This window comes from Synechococcus sp. UW106 (genome assembly GCF_900474015.1).
In the GTDB taxonomy this organism is placed as follows: Bacteria; Cyanobacteriota; Cyanobacteriia; order PCC-6307; family Cyanobiaceae; genus Parasynechococcus.
Map to the genome: position 1 here is coordinate 144,897 of NZ_UCNV01000008.1, position 19,656 is coordinate 164,552.

The 19,656-nt window shown below is 62.3% G+C and carries 19 protein-coding genes; 12 read left to right on the forward strand and 7 right to left on the reverse strand.

The genetic code is table 11. The features are described from left to right. Positions 1 to 26: 26 nt before the first annotated feature. Positions 27 to 1,220: a DUF4336 domain-containing protein gene (locus DXY30_RS05520; RefSeq protein WP_115093712.1), complete on the forward strand. Its 1,194-nt coding sequence runs from the start codon at positions 27 to 29 to the stop codon at positions 1,218 to 1,220. Here DXY30_RS05520 and DXY30_RS05525 read toward each other — a convergent pair. Together DXY30_RS05525 and lepB are read right to left on the reverse strand one after the other, a co-directional pair. Next, entirely contained in the window at positions 1,210 to 1,563 is a 354-nt protein-coding gene (locus tag DXY30_RS05525; RefSeq protein WP_115023423.1) for a DUF760 domain-containing protein, read from the reverse strand. The two genes, DXY30_RS05520 and DXY30_RS05525, sit on opposite strands and share 11 nt — an antisense overlap. Before the next feature lie 48 nt (positions 1,564 to 1,611). Continuing rightward, on the reverse strand, positions 1,612 to 2,202 hold the full coding sequence (gene lepB, locus DXY30_RS05530) for a signal peptidase I (RefSeq protein WP_115093713.1): 591 nt from the start codon (positions 2,200 to 2,202) through the stop codon (positions 1,612 to 1,614). 57 nt (positions 2,203 to 2,259) lie between these two features. Between lepB and menD the strand changes: the two genes are divergently transcribed. Genes menD through murF form a run of 6 tightly spaced genes read left to right on the forward strand, consistent with a single transcriptional unit; the run spans position 2,260 to position 9,093 of the window. Continuing rightward, positions 2,260 to 3,945 carry a 2-succinyl-5-enolpyruvyl-6-hydroxy-3-cyclohexene-1-carboxylic-acid synthase gene (menD, locus tag DXY30_RS05535; protein WP_115093714.1) on the forward strand — a complete coding sequence of 562 codons (1,686 nt, stop codon included), beginning with the start codon at positions 2,260 to 2,262 and terminating at the stop codon, positions 3,943 to 3,945. 5 nt (positions 3,946 to 3,950) lie between these two features. Further along, positions 3,951 to 4,820, forward strand: a complete 870-nt coding sequence (gene menB / locus DXY30_RS05540; protein ID WP_115093715.1) for a 1,4-dihydroxy-2-naphthoyl-CoA synthase — start codon at positions 3,951 to 3,953, stop codon at positions 4,818 to 4,820. Positions 4,821 to 4,825: 5 nt separating this feature from the next. After that, positions 4,826 to 5,371, forward strand: coding sequence for a L,D-transpeptidase (locus DXY30_RS05545; protein ID WP_115093716.1), 546 nt, complete (start codon positions 4,826 to 4,828; stop codon positions 5,369 to 5,371). A gap of 55 nt (positions 5,372 to 5,426) precedes the next feature. Next, positions 5,427 to 6,962, forward strand: coding sequence for a glycogen synthase GlgA (gene glgA / locus DXY30_RS05550; protein ID WP_115023415.1), 1,536 nt, complete (start codon positions 5,427 to 5,429; stop codon positions 6,960 to 6,962). A 2-nt stretch (positions 6,963 to 6,964) separates the two neighbouring features. Next, positions 6,965 to 7,732: a hypothetical protein gene (locus DXY30_RS05555; protein ID WP_244281294.1), complete on the forward strand. Its 768-nt coding sequence runs from the start codon at positions 6,965 to 6,967 to the stop codon at positions 7,730 to 7,732. Beyond that, positions 7,729 to 9,093: a UDP-N-acetylmuramoyl-tripeptide--D-alanyl-D-alanine ligase gene (gene murF / locus DXY30_RS05560; RefSeq protein WP_115093718.1), complete on the forward strand. Its 1,365-nt coding sequence runs from the start codon at positions 7,729 to 7,731 to the stop codon at positions 9,091 to 9,093. Before DXY30_RS05555 ends, murF begins: the two co-directional genes overlap by 4 nt. Before the next feature lie 10 nt (positions 9,094 to 9,103). Here murF and glmU read toward each other — a convergent pair whose 3' ends face one another. Genes glmU through DXY30_RS05580 form a run of 4 tightly spaced genes read right to left on the reverse strand, consistent with a single transcriptional unit; the run spans position 9,104 to position 14,303 of the window. Then, a complete protein-coding gene (glmU, locus tag DXY30_RS05565) occupies positions 9,104 to 10,456 on the reverse strand; it encodes a bifunctional UDP-N-acetylglucosamine diphosphorylase/glucosamine-1-phosphate N-acetyltransferase GlmU (protein ID WP_115093719.1) in 1,353 nt (450 codons plus the stop codon). A 36-nt stretch (positions 10,457 to 10,492) separates the two neighbouring features. Further along, the gene (locus tag DXY30_RS05570; RefSeq protein ID WP_115093720.1) at positions 10,493 to 11,410 is read right to left on the reverse strand and encodes a tRNA (5-methylaminomethyl-2-thiouridine)(34)-methyltransferase MnmD; all 918 of its coding nucleotides are present in this window, start codon (positions 11,408 to 11,410) and stop codon (positions 10,493 to 10,495) included. Further along, positions 11,391 to 12,716, reverse strand: coding sequence for a 3-phosphoshikimate 1-carboxyvinyltransferase (gene aroA / locus DXY30_RS05575; RefSeq protein ID WP_115093721.1), 1,326 nt, complete (start codon positions 12,714 to 12,716; stop codon positions 11,391 to 11,393). Before aroA ends, DXY30_RS05570 begins: the two co-directional genes overlap by 20 nt. Positions 12,717 to 12,740: 24 nt before the next feature. After that, entirely contained in the window at positions 12,741 to 14,303 is a 1,563-nt protein-coding gene (locus DXY30_RS05580; protein ID WP_115093722.1) for a UbiD family decarboxylase, read from the reverse strand. Between the two features lie 63 nt (positions 14,304 to 14,366). On the opposite strand from DXY30_RS05580, the gene DXY30_RS05585 reads away from it, so the two are divergent. From DXY30_RS05585 to sds, 5 genes are read left to right on the forward strand one after another with little or no spacing between them, the layout of a single operon-like run. Then, positions 14,367 to 15,098 carry a 2-phosphosulfolactate phosphatase family protein gene (locus DXY30_RS05585; RefSeq protein ID WP_115094209.1) on the forward strand — a complete coding sequence of 244 codons (732 nt, stop codon included), beginning with the start codon at positions 14,367 to 14,369 and terminating at the stop codon, positions 15,096 to 15,098. A gap of 34 nt (positions 15,099 to 15,132) precedes the next feature. Then, the gene (locus tag DXY30_RS05590) at positions 15,133 to 15,954 is read left to right on the forward strand and encodes a carbon-nitrogen hydrolase family protein (RefSeq protein ID WP_115023402.1); all 822 of its coding nucleotides are present in this window, start codon (positions 15,133 to 15,135) and stop codon (positions 15,952 to 15,954) included. 5 nt (positions 15,955 to 15,959) lie between these two features. Further along, positions 15,960 to 17,054, forward strand: a complete 1,095-nt coding sequence (locus DXY30_RS05595) for an N-acetylmuramoyl-L-alanine amidase (RefSeq protein WP_115093723.1) — start codon at positions 15,960 to 15,962, stop codon at positions 17,052 to 17,054. After that, complete coding sequence (gene murI, locus DXY30_RS05600) at positions 17,051 to 17,848, forward strand: glutamate racemase (RefSeq protein WP_115093724.1); 798 nt, start codon at positions 17,051 to 17,053, stop codon at positions 17,846 to 17,848. Before DXY30_RS05595 ends, murI begins: the two co-directional genes overlap by 4 nt. A gap of 37 nt (positions 17,849 to 17,885) precedes the next feature. Further along, a complete protein-coding gene (gene sds, locus DXY30_RS05605) occupies positions 17,886 to 18,857 on the forward strand; it encodes a solanesyl diphosphate synthase (protein ID WP_115093725.1) in 972 nt (323 codons plus the stop codon). Here sds and DXY30_RS05610 read toward each other — a convergent pair. Then, entirely contained in the window at positions 18,841 to 19,503 is a 663-nt protein-coding gene (locus tag DXY30_RS05610; RefSeq protein WP_115093726.1) for an HAD family phosphatase, read from the reverse strand. The two genes, sds and DXY30_RS05610, sit on opposite strands and share 17 nt — an antisense overlap. Positions 19,504 to 19,656 lie beyond the last annotated feature (153 nt).

Genomic DNA, 19,656 nt, shown 5'->3' on the forward strand with positions numbered 1-19,656 from the left:
GATTCCTCTGCAGAATCACTGCATTGATGGGGAGCGTGGTGGCTGGAGCTGGTGTGAATCCTGCTGATCAGCGTTGGGGTTTCTGGCCGCTGCTGCCGCTCTACCCCTATGGCCGCCGTCGCACGGTGTTCAGTGAGCTGATCCCTGGCCAGCTCTGGAGCCTCGAGCAGTTGCAGGGGGTGTATTACGTGGCCGTGCCGGTACGGCTCTCCGTGGCCAAGGTTCCCGGTGGCTTGATGTTGGTGAACCCCCTGCCGCCTACCGGTGAGGTTTGCCAAGCGATTGCCGGTCTTGAACAGCAGCACGGCCCGGTGCGCACGATCGTGCTTCCCACCGCCTCCGGATTGGAGCACAAGCTTGCCCTCGGCCCCCTGGCCCGCGCCTTCCCTGATGCGGAGGTGTGGGTGTGTCCTGGCCAGTGGAGCTTCCCGGTGCAGTTGCCCCTGGCCTGGCTGGGCGTTCCGGCAGGCCGCACCAAGGTGTTGTTCGACGATGGCGTCCCCCATGGCGATGTTTGTGAGTGGTTGTCCCTCGGACCGCTCGACCTTGGCGTAGGTCGCTTCCAGGAAGTCTCCTGCTTCCATCGCCCGTCAGGGGCTCTTTTGGTGACCGATGCCCTGGTGGGGATCAGTGCTGAACCACCGGCATTGTTCGATCTCGACCCAACGCCGCTGTTGTTCCATGCCCGTGAACGCGGAGATGAGCCGCTCACCGATTCGGCAGCAGCCCGCCGCCGCGGCTGGGCCAGGCTGGTGCTGTTTGCCTCCTATCTGAGACCGGAACCACTGGAGGTTCCGGCGCTGCCGGAGTTACTGAGGGATGCCTTCAAGCCCGGTCTGCGCTCCCTTAAGGCCCACTTCGGCTTCTATCCCTTCCGCTGGATGCCGGGGTGGCAGGTGGCTGCCGATGGCTTGATGGGCAGCGAAGCCCCAAGGCTGCAGGTGGCCCCTGTGCTCGAGCGGCTGGTGTTGCCCAGAGCCCAGAACGCACTTCTGGGCTGGTTGCATGAGCTGAGCGGTCTGGCAGAGCTGCGTTGGCTTGTCCCAGCCCACTACAGCGCACCGCTGGCATTCACTCCCGACACCGCCGAACAATTGCTCGCGACGTTGCAGCAACGGGAATGGGCCCCAAGTTCAGCGAACTGGGAGTTTCTCGGCTCGATTGATCAACGCTTGCTGGATCTCGGCGTCGTGCCTGAACAGCCCGTGATCAAAGCTTGAGTTCGTCTTCCGGCTCGATCGCCATCTGTTCGTCAGCGAACAGTGTTTCTTCCAGTTCCTTGCGTTGTTCCATCTGACGCAGGAAATACCCAGTCATCATCGCGGAAGCCAACATGTTGGCGAGGTTGTCGCGATTCGCCGTCACCTTCACTTCGAAGTGCTCACCGGGGAGCATTCCCAGCAGCCCTTGAACGTTATGGCGAATGATGTCTTGAATATCGTTGCTCGCTGATTTGGCGACCCGCTGCAGAGTGTCTGGAGATTGCTCCTGCAGGTACTGGATCAGGCTGTTCCCCGCTTGACCGTCACTGCTGTCAGTTGTCAGAAACTCGGGGTTAAACATTCTCTGTGATGTACATCACGGCCCTGACACTAACGCAAGCCCTTGGTCTCAACCGCCAGCGCTGGTGTCGGGGATCCGTATCGGACCGAACCTCTGCAGCGGCCAATACCGCCAAATCGCCGTGCCCAGCACATTGGTTTCTGGGAGTGATCCCCAGAGATGGGAATCAAGGCTGGCATTGCGGTTGTCACCCATGACCCACAGTTGATCCGCCGGCACGGTGATCGGAGCCATGTCGTACTCCATCGCTTCTTTCCGCCAGGGTTCCACCAGCGGTGATCCATTGCGAATCAGGGTCCCGTCGCGTACTTCCAGCTGATCACCAGGCAGGCCCACCACCCGTTTAATCAGCGCTGCTGATGCGTCATAGCCAGCGGCCACGAGCTGCTCTGGCGGAGCAAACACCACCACATCGCCCCGGTGCAGATGGCCGTGGCGGCTGCGAGCCAGGCGTGGCCTGATTTTCTCCACCAGGATGCGGTCCTGCAATTGCAGGGTGGGCAGCATCGAGCCGGAGGGAATCCAGCGCGGTTCCACCACCAACCAGCGCAGCAGCAGCGCCAGCAGGGCCCAAAGAATCAAATTGCGCCAGAAGCCCTTGCTGTCTTCTCCTGGAGCGGGTGTCGTGGGTTGGGTCATCGTTGACCGAAGATCACACCAGCCTGGCCTGCTGCACTGTCCACCGCCCGCACCAATTTGCAGGCCGCTCTCACCTTGCTTGAGGCGTTGTGCCTCCAGGGGCTGAAGCAGCTGGTCCTCTGCCCTGGCAGCCGGTCCAGCCCCCTGGCAACAGCGGCGGGAGTGTTGGCGTCCCAGGCGAAGCTGCAGTTGGTCACGGCCATCGATGAGCGGTCGGCCGCGTTTCTGGCTCTCGGCATGGCGACCGCCCATGGATGTGCCGTGGCGGTGGTCACGACCTCCGGTACCGCGGTGGCCAACCTGCTGCCCGCTGCGGTGGAGGCGGACCGTTCCTGTCAGCCTTTGCTGCTGCTCACGGCGGATCGCCCCGCCCGGCTCAAAAACTGCGGCGCCAACCAGACCGTTAATCAGGAATCTTTCCTCCTCGCGGCCTGCCGCTGGTGCGGCAGTGGAGCGGCAGACGGTGTTCATACGCAGGCCAACGAAGCCCTCAACGCCCTGGCGGTTCAGGCCTGGCAAAAAGTCCATGGGGCAGGTAGTGGCCCACCGGGACCTGTGCAGCTCAACCTGCCCTTCGAGGAGCCGCTGCACACCACTCTCGAGCAACAACAACAGCTCGTCTCTGGTGCTTGTTTACCCACGGCTTGCCCTGAGCCTTCGCCCGAGATTGCACCTCCGCCTCGCCTTGATCCTGAGCGCCCTGGGGTCGTGATTGCTGGCCCTTGGCGTGGACTTTCGCCTGCTTTGGCGCCCTACCAACAAGCTGTGCGTCGCTGGTTGAACGCCAGCGGCTGGCCTGTGCTGGCGGATCCCCTCGCCGCCCTTGCCGCCGAGTGCCCCAACCGCATCGAGCATTGGGAGCTGCAGCTGGATCGCCTGAACCTCTCTGACGATGCTCAGGTGTTGCGGCTTGGGCCGATGCCCGCCAGCCGGCGGCTGGAGGGCTGGCTTCAGCGCCATCAGGGCCCTCAGCTGTTGATCACGGAAGGAGATCCAAGGCCCCTTGATCCGCTGCGGTGCGCCAGCCAGTGGTCGGGGGGCTTGGCCGCTTGGATCGCTCAACAGCCCGTTTTGGATCAGGCAACCAAGCCATCTGTCGGGGCCAATGCCTTATCGCCCTGGATCGAGGCCCAGCTGCCCTTGAGCGGCGCTGTCAACGAGCCCGCACTGGCCTACTGGCTTCCGCAACTCCTGCCGGAGCAGTTGCCGGTCATGCTGGCCGCCAGCTCACCGGTGCGTGATTGGTTGGCCTGGAGCGGCCCTGCCAGCAGCAGCCACCGTTGCTTCAGTTTCCGCGGGGCCTCGGGCATTGATGGCACCCTGTCCCTTGCCATGGGCCTGGCGGTGAATCTTGGTCCGCTGGCTCTGGTGACAGGTGATCTTGCGCTACTGCATGACAGCAACGGCTGGTTGCATGCCTCCTCAGCAGCAGCCCCACCTCCACTGCTAGTGCTGCTGATCGATAACGGCGGTGGTGGCATTTTTCAGCAGCTGCCCATCGCCACACCGGGCTTTGAATCACTCTTCGCCATGCCCCAGCAGGTGGATGCCTTGGCCTTGGCGGCAGCCCATGGGGTCCCTGGGCGCCAGGTGGCCTGTCTGGATGATCTGCAGGAGGCCTTGGCCTGGGGTTTGTCGTTACAGCGGCCTGTGTTGTTGCGGTTGTGCAGCGACCGAGGTCGTGATGCCGCCTTGCGTCAGCAGCTGCGCGCCGCTGCTCAGAATGAAAGCACCGAGCTCTGAACCCGATGAGTGACATGCGTCAGGTGCTCCCCGGTGCGCCAACCGCGCAATGGATTCCGTGGGGCAGTTACCAGGACATCCTTGTGGACCGTTGCGCAGACGGCTTGGCTCGCGTGGCCATCAACCGCCCCGCCAAGCGCAACGCCTTCCGCCCGCAGACGGTGATGGAGCTCTGTGATGCCTTCACGCGCATCCGGGATGACCGTGACATCGGTGTGGTGCTGTTCACCGGCGTTGGCCCGGCTCCTGATGGTGGTTATGCCTTCTGTTCTGGCGGTGATCAGAGTGTTCGCGGCGACGGCGGCTATGTCGGCGAGGACGGCCTGCCGCGCCTGAACGTGCTGGATCTGCAGCGCATCATCCGGAGCCTTCCCAAGGTGGTGATCGCTCTGGTGGCCGGCTACGCCATGGGGGGAGGCCAGGTGCTGCATCTGCTGTGTGACCTCAGCTTGGCCGCCGACAATGCCGTGTTCGGCCAGACCGGGCCAAAGGTCGGCAGCTTTGACGGCGGTTTCGGTGCGGGCTATCTGGCGCGGGTGGTTGGTCAGCGCAAGGCCCGCGAAATTTGGTTTCTCTGCCGACGCTATGGCGCCAAGGAGGCTCTGGAGATGGGGCTTGTTAATGCCGTAGTGCCGTTGGATCAGCTGGAGGCGGAGGGGGTGCGTTGGGCCCGGGAGGTGCTCCAGCACAGCCCAACGGCCATCCGTTGCCTGAAGGCCGCCTTCAATGCCGAAACCGACGGCCTCGCCGGGCTGCAGGAGTTGGCCGGCAACGCTACCCACCTCTTCTACAGAACCGAAGAAGCGTTGGAAGGTCGCAATGCCTTTCTTGAGAAGAGGCCGCCGGATTTTTCAGAAACAGGCTGGTTACCTTGACGGGCATGTTGCCTCTTCCTCTGCCGGATCCGCTGCCTCTGCTTCAGGCGGCCGCCACGGATTCAGTCCCGGCTGGCCTGGCGTCACTGCCTCAGGATTTGCGTGGGCAATCCAATCGCCATGTCGTGATGCTGCGCGGCCGTCGCCGTGTGTTCTTGCTCGATAACGGCAACTTGCGCAACGCCTTCCCTGTGGCCATCGGCATGCCTGGTTGGGAGACCCCCTCCGGCCGTTTTGAAGTGCTGCAGAAGATCCCAAATCCGGTGTGGGTCCATCCGGTAACTGGCGAGCGCGTTGAGGAGCAGGGGCCAGATAATCCATTGGGGAGCCACTGGATCGCCTTCCATCGTGACTGCATGGGCCGTGATGCCCATGACGGAAAGGCCTGGATCACGATCAAGGGATGCACCACCACGGGCTTCCATGGCACCCCCCACCGTTGGACGGTGGGACGGGCCGTTTCCCATGGCTGTGTGCGGCTTTACAACGAGGATGTGAGTGCCCTGTATCGCCAGGTGTCGCTTGGAACTCAGGTGACAGTGCTCCCCTGAGGTAACAGATTCGTAAATCCCCCTTAAAGTCGCCGCGCCAACGCCGATCTCAGACATGCGCATCCTTTTCGCTGCAGCGGAATGCGCCCCGATGATCAAGGTCGGAGGGATGGGCGACGTGGTCGGGTCCCTCCCACCGGCATTGGCCAAGCTCGGCCATGACGTGCGCCTGATCATGCCGGGCTACGCCAAGCTTTGGAATCGCCTGAACGTGCCGGCGGATCCGATCTGGCGGGCTCAGACGATGGGCACTGAGTTTGCCGTCTACGAAACCAAGCACCCCACCAATGGGATGACCATCTATCTGGTGGGTCACCCGGTGTTCGACCCTGAGCGCGTCTATGGCGGTGACGACGAGGACTGGCGCTTCACCTTTTTCGCCAGTGCCGCTGCTGAATTTTCTTGGAATGTCTGGAAACCCCAGGTGCTGCACTGCCATGACTGGCATACCGGGATGATCCCGGTGTGGATGCATCAGGACCCGGAAATCAGCACGGTGTTCACGATCCACAACCTCAAGTACCAGGGCCCCTGGCGCTGGAAACTCGATCGGATGACCTGGTGCCCTTGGTACATGCAAGGTGACCACACGATGGCGGCGGCTCTCCTTTACGCCGAACGCGTCAATGCGGTGTCTCCCACCTACGCCCAGGAAATCCGCACGGCGGAGTACGGCGAAAAGTTGGAGGGTCTGCTCAACTTCATTTCGGGCAAACTGCGCGGCATCCTGAACGGCATCGATCTCGATGCCTGGAATCCTGCGACCGACAGATCATTGCCGGCGAATTTCAGTGCCGATGATCTGTCCGGCAAGGCGGTGTGCAAGCAAGTGCTCCAGGAGCGGATGGGGCTCGAGGTGAGGCAGGACGCCTTTGTTCTCGGCATGGTCAGTCGTCTCGTCGACCAGAAGGGAGTCGATCTTCTGCTGCAGGTTGCTGATCGACTATTGGCCTACACCGACACGCAGATTGTTGTGCTGGGGACCGGTGATCGCGGGCTGGAATCCGGTCTCTGGCAACTCGCTTCACGTCACCCAGGCAGATGCGCCGTCTTCCTTACCTATGACGATGATCTGTCGCGGTTGATCTACGCCGGCAGTGATGCCTTCCTGATGCCCAGCCGTTTTGAACCCTGTGGCATCAGTCAGCTTTATGCAATGCGCTACGGGTCGGTCCCCGTGGTTCGCAAGGTTGGTGGCCTCGTCGATACGGTTCCGCCTCACATCCCAGCTGCCGAGAGCGGCACTGGATTCTGCTTTGATCGCTTTGAAGCGATCGATTTCTACACGGCCCTGGTGCGGGCCTGGGAGGCCTTCCGCCATCGCGATAGCTGGGTCGAGCTGCAGAAACGCGGCATGAATGAGGATTACAGCTGGGATCGTTCCGCTGTCGATTACGACCTTATGTACAAGGACGTCTGTGGAATCAAAGAGCCCACACCGGATGCTGCCCTTGTGGAACAGTTCTCTCAGGGGCAATCCGCAGATCCATCCCGTTCTGAGGACCAGCCTGAAGAGGCCATCGCTCCCTCTGGGATGCCCTCCGCTGGTCGTAATCCCCTGAACCGTCTCTTCGGTCGTCGATCCAGTTGAGTTTGAGCGAGCCCGCCCGTTCTGACTCCCAAACCGAGGCCCGATCTGAGTACCAGACCGGGGAGCTGTCAGGCAATCTTCCAGCTCCCTACGTCAGCCCTTGGCGGGAGTTCGGGCGCAATCTGCAGGCCATGGCTGCCGATCTGCGGCTGCGGTTCCAGGAGCTCTGGCGCCGCAACCGAGAAGGTGAGCTATCGGTCCCAGGCTTCTGGCCTCGGGATCTGGCCCCCAGCTTTTGGCCCTTGCTGCTGGTATTGCTGTTGTTGTTTCCTCTAGCGGGCCTGCGGTGGTGGCAGACCCATGCCAGCACCGATCCACGCCAGGAGCCGGTCGAGAGGCCACGGGAGTCTCCCCTTGCGTTGCCCGACCTTGAGTTGATTCCAGCACCACAGCCCATGGCGGAGGAACCTTCACCCGTGCCAGAGCCGGTGCAATCCGCGCTGGCTTTGGAACAAGAGGAGCCTTCCCAGCCCCAACTCAGTTTTGATCCCCTCTTTGACTTGTTTCAGGACACAGCTGTTCCCGAGCGACTCCTTCTTTCTGCCAAGCCTGTTCCGGAGCAGGATCGCTTGCTGTTGGAGTTGTCCGTCGACGTGTGGGAGCAGATGGCGGTCGACCAGCGTCAGACCCTCGCCTCCAGCTGGCTGCAATCCGCCCTCGAGCTGGACTACTCCAGTCTTCAGTTGGTCAATGAACAGGGCGAACTGCTGGGGCGGTCGGCCCGGGTCGGGGGCGGCATGATCCTCTTTGATCTCGGGTTGGTGGCATGACCCTGACGCTGCGTCAGCTGATCGATGCCTGGGGAACACCTGAGGGCGGCGCGTTTGAACCCGATGCCCCCTTGGGACGAGTCTGTACCGACAGCCGTCAGCTTCAGGAGGGTGATTTCTTTGTTCCCCTGGTTGGTGAGCGTTTTGATGGCCATCACTTCCTCGATCAACTCCCTGAACGGCATGGTCAGGCCGCTGTTGTGAACCGCAGCTGGGCACAGCCGCTGCCGCCGAATCTGCTGCACTGGCGTGTCGACGACACACTCCTGGCCTATCAGCAGTTGGCCTTGCTGCATCGCCGCTCCCTGGCCCAACCCCTGGTGGCTGTCACAGGCTCGGCAGGCAAAACCACAACGCGGGAATTGATACGCGCGGCATTGGCACCGCTGGGGCCGATTCAGGCCAGTGAAGGCAACAACAACAACGACGTGGGTGTGCCACTCACGGTGTTGAAGGCCGATGTTGATCACCGTGCCCTGGTGATTGAGTTGGGCATGCGAGGGCCTGGGGAGATTGAACGTCTCTCCCGTTGCACGGAGCCTGATCTTGCGGTGATTACCAACATCGGAACGGCCCACATTGGTCGTCTCGGCAGTCGCGAGGCGATTGCGGCCGCAAAGTGTGAAATCACCGCTGGGCTTCATCCGAAGGGAACCGTGGTGATTCCCGCCGGTGATCCTCTGCTGGAGAGAGCCCTGGCAGCGGTTTGGTCCGGCCGCGTGTTGCGGGTGCTCCTTGTCGACGATCCCCAGGTCGATGCTGATCTGGCTGATGCCGATCTGATCGGTGCCATTGATGGAAATCAGTTGCTGATCGGTGGCGATCGTCTCCCACTACAGCTTGAGGGCCGCCACAACGCCCGAAATCTGCTGCTGGCCGTGGCTGTAGCCGATCGGCTGGGTGTATCCCGCAAGGCGTTGCCGGGGATGCAGGTGATCGTGCCTGGCGGGCGCAACCGCCGCCTGCAACAGGGTGGGTTGACTCTCCTGGATGAAACCTACAACGCTTCGCCCGAGGCGGTTCTGGCGGCCCTTGACCTGTTGGCTGCTCAACCTGGGCGTCGTTTTGCCGTGCTGGGAACCATGTTGGAACTTGGGGAACGCAGCCTCGAGTTGCATCGTGAGGTCGCGGCCCGTGCCGTTCAGCTTGGGTTGGATGGCCTAGTGCTTGTGGATGCTGGTGCGGAGGGGGCGGCGATGGCTGAGGTGGCGGCATCGCTGCCCAATCTTCAGCTGGTGTCTAGCCCGGAAGCAGCAGCTGCTCCCCTCTCGGCCTGGCTGACCTCCGGAGATGTGCTGCTGCTGAAGGCCAGCCGAGGCGTTGCCCTGGAGCGGTTGATTCCGCTGTTGCCACGGCTGTAAGAGAGCTGTTCTAGACCTTTCGTTCGGCCCAGCCCTCCTTGGTCATCTGGCGGGCGCGTCCAATCGCCAGTGCTCCATCGGCCACATCCTTGGTGATCGTTGATCCGGCGCCGATGGTGGCTTGTTCCCCGACGTTGACGGGGGCCACCAGCACGGAATTGGCACCCGTTTTGCTGTTGCTGCCGATCACGGTGCGGTGTTTATTCACCCCGTCGTAGTTGGCGGTGATCGTGCCGGCGCCCACGTTGACGTTGGCCCCGAGATTGGCGTCACCGATGTAGCTGAGGTGGTTCACCTTGGTGCCAGCACCTAGCTGGCTTTTCTTCACCTCGACGAAGTTGCCGATTCGGCAGCCATCGCCGACGTCCGCGGCCGGCCTGAGGTGGGCAAAGGGGCCGATGGCGACATCGTTGCCCACGTTGGCCTCCCGCACTACCGAGTGCACCACGTTGACGTTGGCCCCAAGAGACGCGTTCTCCACCAGGCTGCCGGGGCCAATCCGGCAGTTGTCGCCAATCACGCAGTCACCGCGGAAGTGAGTCTGCGGTTCGATCACGACGTCCTGGCCAAAGCTGCAGCCTTCACTCAGGGTGCAACTTTCGGGATCAATGAAGGTGACGCCTTCGTCCATCCAGTGGTGGCGCAGCCGCTGTTGCAGCAGGGCCTCGCACTGGGCCAGTTGCCGTCGGTTGTTGATGCCGTTTACTTCATCGGCGTCAGCCACTTCCAGGTGCATGGCCTTCGCCAGCATCGCCACCGTGTCGGTGAGGTAAAGCTCCCCCTGATCGTTGTCGGTGCTGAGCTTTGGCAGAACGTTGGCCAATGCCCTCCAGTTGAAGCAGTAGATGCCTGCGTTGGTGAGGTTGTTGGTGCGTTGCTCGTCGGTGCAATCGCGATGCTCAATGATGCCGCTCACCCGTCCGTCGGGATCCGCGAACACACGCCCGTAACCGGTGGGATCAGCGAGCCTTGCCGTGAGCAGAGTGACATCGGCACCACTGGCCCGGTGGTGCTGCACCAAAGCCTCAACTGTTTCGCTTCTCAGAAGTGGCACATCGCCATTGAGCACGAGAAGTTCGCCTTCGAAGCTCTCCAGCGAGGGAATCAGTTGCTGAACGGCATGGCCCGTGCCGTTCTGGGGCTGCTGCAGGACAAATTCCAGGGCTCCGAGCGGGGCAAGCTGCTGCTCCACCCGTTCCGCTTGATGTCCCACGATCAGCAGCCGCCGTTCCGGTTGCAGGTTGCGGGCACTGGTGAGCACTCGTTCCACCAGGGTGGCTCCCGCCAGGGGTTGGAGCACTTTCGGGAGTGCGCTCTTCATGCGGGTGCCTTTTCCAGCGGCCAGAACGGCTACGGCGAGCATGCGGAGCAGGGGGAAGACGGGCGGAATCTACCGGGCTCAGGACGGCCTGTCCCCGCGCCAGCGCCTTTGCCAGGCATTGGTGGGTTCATAGCCGCAATGCTCCTGTTCATCGCGGCGTCGCTGAAGGATGGCATCAGCCGTGGCATTGCCCTGGGGATCGCGGAACGGCACGGCCGCCCGCGTCTGCAGGTGTTCCCACTCCATCGCGGAAAGGGGGCGCCAACCGGGTCCGTCCTGCGGACAGGCGGAGTCTGGTGGCGTGGCCAGGGTGCCGCTGCTCCAGCTTGCCCGCTCGCCCGGGGCTGGCAGCAGTGAAAACAAACGCAAGCCTGCTCGCTTCAGGCTGGCCCGCACCGCTGCAGAACGGCTGTAGGTCAGTAGCCGCCCCTGCGGCTCCAGGCGTCGCGCCAGGGCTCCCAGGAATTCCTCGCTCCACAGTTCCGGGCAGCGCTGGGGGGAGAAGGCGTCCAGAAGGATTAGATCGAAGCGAACACCGTCAGGAATCTCTTCGAGCATCGGACGGGCGTCCCCCCAGAGCTGGATCCCGCAGCTGTTGTGCTCCTGCCAGCCGCCCTGGTCGCGGATCGCTTCAAGCTTGGCCAGCACAGGAGCTGGCCAGAGGGAGTGGAAGCTCGCCTGGTCCAGGGCATGTACCAAGGGCCGTCGGTCCAGCTCCAGTCCCCACCATTGAACGACGGGTTCAGCCGTCGGAAGGGCCTCCAAAACGGCGGCCGTGTTGTACCCAAGCCCTAGGCAGACATCCAGGATTTTTAGGGCATGGCCTTTGCGGAAGCGCTGCAGCTCCGCAGGTTGGACGAACTTGGCTCGGGCCTCATTCAGAGCTCCCGCGGAGTTGTGAAAAGCCTCTCCAAAATGATCACTGTGCAGGCTGAAGCTTCCATCCGCTGTCGGGTAGACGCGGAGAGCGCCGAGGTCAGCAGCGGAGCCGCTCAAGCTCGTCCCAGAATGAGGGATAAGAGACGGCTGCCGCTTCGCTTCTCGCCAGGCTGGAGTCCCCATCGGCCAGCATCGCTGCGACGCCAAGGCTCATCGCCACCCGGTGATCGGTTTCGCTGTCCAGCACGGCTCCCTTGAGCGGTCGCCCGCCGCGGATGGTCATGCCGTCCTCGTGCTCTTCGATGTCGGCCCCCATGGCCTTCAGCTGGCGGGCCATCACCGCCAAACGATCGGTTTCTTTGACCCGCAGTTCAGACGCCCCACTGATCCGACTCTCGCCGTCGCAGAAACAGGCGGCGACACTGAGGATGGGCACCTCATCCACGAGGCGGGGCATGATTTCCTCGCCGAAGTGGAACGGTTTCAAGGGCCCGTGGGTCACCCTCAGGTCGCCGACAGGTTCGCCCGCCACATCGCGGGGGTTGAGCACGTCGATCTGTGCACCCATCTGCTCCAACACCTCCAGGATTCCAGTACGTGTTGGGTTGAGCCCCACATTCTCGATGGTGAGATCGGCTCCTGGAATGAGGGCTCCAGCGACAAGCCAGAAGGCTGCTGAGCTGATGTCACCGGGCACAACGACGTTCTGGCCATGCAGTGTGGCGCCGGGACGCACGCTGATGTGTCGCCCCATTTCGCCGCCCACGGACAGATCAGCGCCGAAGGCGTTCAGCATCCGTTCGCTGTGATCGCGGGACTGCGCCGGTTCGATGACTGTGGTCGGGCTCTCCGCGGTGAGGGCGGCTAGGAGCAGGGCCGACTTGACTTGAGCACTGGCCACCGGCGTACCGATCACGGTTCCTTTGAGGCGTCGCCCCTGGACCGCAAGAGGGGCCAGGTTGCCCCCATCACGGCCGCGCACATCAGCACCCATCGAGGCCAACGGCTGGCCCACACGACGCATCGGGCGGCGGCGCAGGGATGCGTCGCCATCCAGCACGAAATGTCGACCGTCGCGGCCCGCCAACAGACCCAACATCAGTCGCATGGTGGTGCCGGAATTACCGCAGTCGAGTACTTCTGCGGGCTCCTGCAATCCATCCAGGCCCACGCCCTCAACGGTGACGATCCCGCCGTCGGTGATGGGGCTGATGGTGACGCCCATCGCCCGCAGGCAGGCGGCTGTACTCAGGGGGTCTTCTGCTGGGAGCAGGCCATCGATCGTTGTGGTGCCCTCGGCGATGGCGCCGAATAGCAGGGATCGATGCGAAATCGATTTATCGCCGGGGACTTTCACGCGTCCCTGGAGGCTTCCTCCGGCCTTGAGCTCACGGGGGTCATCGGATTGGCCTGTGCCGCTCAAGGTCGCAACGTCGTTGGGCTGATCCTATTGGCCGGTCTTCAGGCCCTGAATCAGTCGGTCGAGGGCGTAGCCGAACAGGCTGGGATCGGGGTCGTCGTCGCCGAGGTCATCCAGACCCAGCTCAGACCAGCGATCGCTGACCCGTTGTTCCAGATCCGCCGGACGGCTCAGGGGTTCGCCCCAGTCGTGATTTTTTTCGGGTCCCACCTTGGTGGTTGCATCGATGGCCAGTCGTCCTCCCAGGCCCAGTTGTTCGCTGGCGAAGTCCAGCGTGTCGAAGGGCGTGTTCTCCAGGGTGAAGAGGTCACGTTGAGGATCCACCTGGGCCGCGATGGCCCAGACCACCTGGCGTGGATCGCGCACGTTGATATGGCTGTCCACCACCACTACGAATTTGGTGTAGGTGAATTGCGGCAGGGCACTCCAGAACGCCATGGCAGCACGCTTGGCTTGCCCCGGGTAAGCCTTGTCGATCGAGATCACCGCCAGTTTGTAGCTGAGCGCTTCCATTGGCAGGAAGAAGTCGGTGATTTCCGGAATCTGCTGCCGCAGGATCGGTGTGTAGATCCGATTCAGCGCGATAGCCAACATCGCTTCTTCCTTTGGAGGGCGGCCGCTGAAGGTGGTGAGAAACACCGGATCACGCCGTTGGGTCATGCAGTGGAATCGCACCAGAGGTGAGTCCTCCACACCGCCATAGAACCCCATGTGATCTCCGAAGGGGCCATCCTGCAGCACTTCCCCTGGGGTGATGGTTCCTTCCAGCACCACTTCGCTGTGGCTGGGCACCTGCAGGTCGATTGTTTTGCAGGGAGCCAGACGAACGCCCTCACCGGCGTAGATCCCCGCAAACAGCCATTCACTCAGCTGCACGGGAATCGGTGTTGCAGCGGCCATCACCAGCAGCGGGTGCACTCCGATGGCCACCGCCACCTCGAGTTTCTTGCCCATGGCCGCGGCTTTGCGCAGGTGGCGTGCTCCTCCACGCACACTCAACCAGTGCACGGTCATCGTGTTCAACGACTGTTTCTGAAGTCGATAGACGCCCACGTTGGGCACACCGGTTTCGGGATCCTTGGTGATCACCAGGCCGAGGGTGATCACACCCCCTGCATCACCTGGCCAGGGGCGGATCAGGGGAATGTTGTCGAGATTGACATCATCGCCGCGAAACACCTGCTGCCGGCAGGGGGGTGTGAGGTCGCGGTCAGGTTTGGCCTTGACCAGATCCCAGAAGACGCGGGCAAATTGTTTGGTCTCCTGGAGGCCTTTGGGTGGTCTGGGTTGTTGAAGCAGAGCGAGACGTGAACCCAGCTCCTCCAGCTGTTCAGCCCGTTCGAGACCCATGCTCCAGACCACCCTTTCCACGGTGCCGAGGGTGTTGACGGCCACCGGCATGGAGGAGCCGATCACGTTCTCGAACAGCAAGGCCGGACCTCCCTGGCTCAGGACCCGGTCGGCAATGGCTGCCAGCTCGAGGTCGGGGTCTACAGGTGCCGTGATCCGTCGCAACTGACCACGGTCCTCAAGGAGCTTCAGGAAGCCCCGCAGGTCTCTGGTGGCCGGACCGGATTGGAACAGGGCCATGGGATGACGGTCTTCGCGCAGGCGGTCTCGGTACTGTGTCGCACGCCGGTGTTCAGCGTGGCCATGCAGATCTCCTACTTCCATGTGCCGGCAGAAATGCCGCAGGACCTTCGCCCTGATGCGGCGGTGGTGATTGATGTGTTGCGGGCCACAACCACCATTGCCTGGGCATTGCATAACGGTGCCGAGGCAGTGCAGGCCTTCGCCAGCCTCGATGACCTCCGGGCGGCTTCAGCGGCGTGGCCCGCTGACTCGCGTCTGCTGCTTGGTGAGCGCGGGGGAAAGATGCTGGAGGGATTTGACCTTGGCAATTCGCCCGTTGCGGTCGTGCCGGAGCGGGTGGCTGGCAAGCGTCTGTTTATGAGTACTACCAATGGCACGCGTGCCTTGGATCGTGTGCAAGAAGTCCCCCTACTTTTGACGGCGGCGCTTCCGAATCGCGAAGCCGTTGCGCAGCATCTGCTGGCGAAACAACCCAGCCATCTAGCAATTGTCGGCAGCGGTTGGGAGGGTGCTTATTCCTTAGAAGATTCACTCGCTGCTGGAGCGTTGGCCCATCGGTTGCTTGAGCTGGATCCCACGGGGAGCAACGCCGCCAACGATGAACTCACCTCTGCCGTTTCCCTCTGGCGTCAGTGGCAATCCGATCCAGAAGCGTGCCTTCGCACGGCGACCCATGGCCAGCGTTTGATTGGCCTGGGGGATCACGATGGCGATTTCCGCTGCTGTGCTGGTCTTGATCAGCTCAGTGTCGTTCCGACACAGGTCGAACCCGGGGTGCTTCGGGCGGCCTGACCCTCAGTAAAATCCGCTGATCTGATCAGTTCATGTGAGCGACTTCCTGGCGGCTGCTGTTCAGCTGACGAGCAGTCAGGATCCGGAGCTCAATTTCAATGCTGCTGAGGAGCAGATCGATCTGGCCGCACGACGTGGTGCGGAACTGATTGGTCTTCCCGAGAATTTCGCCTTTATGGGGGAGGACAGCCGGCGCCTGGCACTGGCCCCAACGCTGGCTGAACAGTGCAGTCGCTTTCTGGTGACCATGGCGCGCCGGTATCAGGTGGCGCTTCTTGGTGGGGGGTTTCCTGTTCCTGTGGGTGATGGATCACGCACGCTGAACCGCTCAGAGCTCGTCGACCGTGACGGCATGCTCCTGGGCCGTTACGACAAGATTCATTTGTTTGATGTCGACCTGCCGGACGGCAACACCTACCGCGAGTCGGCAACGGTGAACCCGGGGCGTGATTTACCTCCTGTTGTCGACATTCCCGGTCTGTGCAAGGTGGGGCTGTCCATTTGCTACGACGTGCGGTTTCCTGAGCTCTATCGCCATCTCGTCGGCGCCGGCGCAGACCTGTTGATGATTCCTGCAGCATTCACCGCGTTCACCGGAAAAGACCACTGGCAGGTTCTTCTTCAGGCCAGGGCCATCGAGAACACGGCTTACGTGCTTGCCCCAGCGCAGACGGGGGTCCACCACGGTCGCCGACAGAGCCACGGACACGCTCTGGTGATTGATCCCTGGGGCACGGTCCTTGCCGATGCGGGTGTTCAGGCTGGAGCAGCCATCGCTCCGGTCAACACCAATCACCTCGGTCATGTTCGGGGTCAGATGCCGAGCCTTCGGCATCGTCAGCCCGCCCTGTTCTGAGCACCATGCCTCCAGCGTCGTCCCGACGACTGGCCTGGCTTCTGGCCGCGGCCTTGCAGTGCACTGCTTTCACGCAGGGCTTGCCCGCCAGAGCTGCCAGTGCCCTGGCGGCCTGGGCCTTCACCGAAGAGGGGGTGCTCAAGCTGCGCACGAGCCGGAACGCTCGGTTGGAAGCCTTTTTTCAGGCTGCCAGCGATGGTCGTGGAACCCGGGTCTGGATTGATATTCCTGGGGAGTTGAAGTTCCCGCGGCGGTTGGCTGGTCGGGGCGCCGTCCGAGAAATTCGGCTGGGTAAGCCCCGCGTCGGTGCCACCCGTCTGGTCGTGGAATTCCGTCCAGATGTGGATCTCAACCCCAACGATTTGCGTTTGCGTGGAACCGCTCCGGATCGCTGGGAACTGGTCTTCACCGGTCTTCCCACCCGTGGGCTCGATGACTTTGGCGAAGGCGATTTGACGGGTCGCGCTACGGCCTGGCTCCCGCCGAGTGGATTCCGTCCCACCCGGACGCCGGTCGATCCTTCTGGTCTGCCGACGGTCGCCCGTAATCGCTATCGCATCGTGATCGACCCTGGTCACGGTGGTCCAGATCCTGGGGCGATCGGCATTGGTGGCTTGCGCGAGACCAATGTGGTTCTTGATGTGTCGCTGCAGGTTGCAGACCTGCTTCGGGCGCGCGGCGTGGATGTTCGGATGACCCGTACGAGTGAAGTGGATGTGGATCTTCCGCCGCGGGTGTCCCTGGCGAATCGAACAGGGGCAACCGCCTTTGTGAGCATCCACGCCAATGCGCTGAGCATGAACCGTCCGGATGTGAACGGGATCGAGACCTTTTTCTTCTCGGACCCCCGATCTGGACGCCTGGCGTCCTATCTGCAGCAGCAGATGATGGATGTGTCTCCCGGCACACCGAATCGTGGTGTCAGGCGAGGTCGTTTCTTCGTGATCCGTCGCACCACGATGCCCTCTGCCCTCGTGGAGATGGGATTTGTCACTGGAGCGATTGATGCGCCGCGTCTTGCGAACGCTGACCATCGCCGCCGGTTGGCCTTGGCACTGGCGGCCGGCATTCTCAATTACCTGAAGCAGGAGGTGCGATGACGCCTCAACTGCTGGGATTCTTCGACAGTGGACTCGGTGGCCTGACGGTTCTCCGGCGCGTGCTTGAACGCCATGGGGCGGTTCCCTGCGTCTACCTCGGTGACACGGCGCGGGTGCCTTACGGCAATCGTCAACCGGATGACATCCGTCGCATCGCTGCTGAAGTGGTGGGTTGGCTGAGTGACCAGCAGGTGACCACGGTGGTGATGGCCTGCAACACCACCAACGCCTTGGCGAGGGATGTGGCTGAGGGCCAGGCCGGGGCTCCGGTCATTGGTTTGATTGGTGCAGCCGCTGCGATGGTGGAGACCCGCCGGGTTGGTGTGCTGGCCACGCCGGCCACCGTTGCCTCCTCGGCCTATCGGGCCAGTATCGAAGCGCTTCACCCCGGGTCGGTCGTGATTGAGCAGGCCTGTCCTGCGTTTGTTCCACTGATTGAAGCTGGCGATATGAACTCTGAAGACCTGCGCCGAGCGGCGCAGGCTTATCTCGAACCTTTGCTGGCGGCCTCAGTGGAGACGATCGTGCTGGGGTGCACCCATTACCCGTTGCTGGTGCCTCTGTTGCGGCAGATGCTTCCGGAGTCTGTCCAGATCATTGATCCGGCTATCGGAGTGGCCCGTCAATTGGACGCGCTCCTAGGGCCACCAGACCGGATCTCGCAGATCCAAACCCCGTTTTCATTGGAGAGCTGCCGGTTCTGTGTCACTGCTGACCCCGATGGCTTCGCGATGCGCGCCACCCCCTGGCTGGGGCAGCGGCCTGCCGTCAGCCTCCAGCTGCTGCAGGACTGAGCATGGGGCCACTAGGATCGCGGCGCCGAGGGGAGTCATGAGCACCGTCACCGAGCTACTCCAACCGGTGGAGAACGACCTTGAAACCCTGCTCGGAGACCTGCGCAGCCTGATCGGGGCAGGTCATCCCATTCTTCAGGCTGCAGCGGAGCACCTGTTCAGCGCCGGCGGTAAGCGTTTGCGACCGGGGATTGTCCTGCTGCTGTCCAGGGCTTTGTCCGACAAGGGTGAGCTTTCACCCCGCCACCGCCGGTTGGCTGAGATCACAGAGATGATCCATACCGCTTCGCTTGTTCACGACGATGTGGTTGACGAAGCATCGACCCGGCGTGGCGTGGACACGGTCCACAGCCGCTTTGACGCCCGCGTCGCTGTTCTCGCCGGAGACTTTCTCTTCGCGCAGGCCAGCTGGCACCTGGCCAACCTCGATGACCTCGAAGTGGTCAAGCTGCTCAGCCGCGTGATCATGGATCTTGCGGATGGTGAGATCAAACAGGGCCTGTACCGCTTCGACACAGCTCAGACCTTTGAGACCTACCTCGAAAAGAGTTACTGCAAGACGGCATCGTTGATTGCCAATAGTTGCCGCGCTGCAGGCGTTCTTAGCGGCTGCTCTCCGTTACAGCTCGACAACCTTTATCAATTTGGTCGCCAGCTTGGTCTGGCGTTCCAGGTTGTTGACGACATCCTTGATTTCACTGGAAGCGACCAGCAGCTCGGAAAGCCAGCGGCAAGTGATCTCGCCAGTGGCTATCTCACCGCTCCCACCTTTTACGCCCTTGAGGAGCATCCATCGCTGCAACCGTTGATCGATCGTCAGTTTTCAGAGCCCGGTGATCTTGACCAAGCGCTGGAGATGGTGCGGGCCTCCAAAGCGATTAAACGCACCCGAGAACTTGCCGAAACGTTTGCTCGCGAATCCCGTGAATCGATCGCTTGGCTGCCGGAGTCTCCCTCCCAGAGAGCCTTGATGGAATTGCCGGACTTTGTTCTCAGCCGTCTGTACTGATCAACAGCCTTAGAACAACGGCAAGACTGTTGATCTCACAGGGATTGGTGGTGAAGTCAGGATCACTTGAAGCGGATGCATTCACCAGCCAGACCTGACATCCTGCACGTTGAGCCGATTGGCTTCCGGCCTGTGAATCCTCAAGGGCCCAGCAGTTCTGTGGGTTGAGCCCCAGCCGCTGTGCTGCAAGCAGGAAGGGTGCGGGGTCGGGTTTGCCCGCTGCAAGGTCAGGGTCATCGCCGTAAACCCGTTCCCGGATTTGCTCGAGCCAGGGGTGAGGGCGTGCTTTGAATTCAACGGCGACGCGGCTGCTGCTTGTGACCAGAGCCATGGGAATTCCTCGGCTGTGGCAGTGCGCTACCAGCTCCTGAGCTGAGGGCAACGCGGAGGCATGGGGCAGCAGGGCACGAACGATCGGCTGCTGCACAGCCAAGAGGGCCTCCACGCTCACCGGTGTGGCCAGCCATGCATTCACCTGGGCTGCGCAGTCGAGTCGGCGACGGCCCTTCAACTGCATTAATTGAGCCTCACTCAGCCGTGTGCCGAAATGGGCCGCGGCTTTCGACCAGCCCCGGCCATGCAGCGGTTCGGTGTCGAGTAGAAGCCCGTCCAGATCGAACAGGCAAGCGGCAGGTGGCAATTTCATCCCGGAACGGCGATGCCCAGCTCAATCTTTTCGCATCGTCTGCTCAATCGTCTGCTCCATCGACGGATGCATCGTCCGACGGATTGATACGGGACATGGATCAAGCGGGGTCTTGCTCCTTACCCTTCGAGGAGATGCACCGCGCAGTCTGCT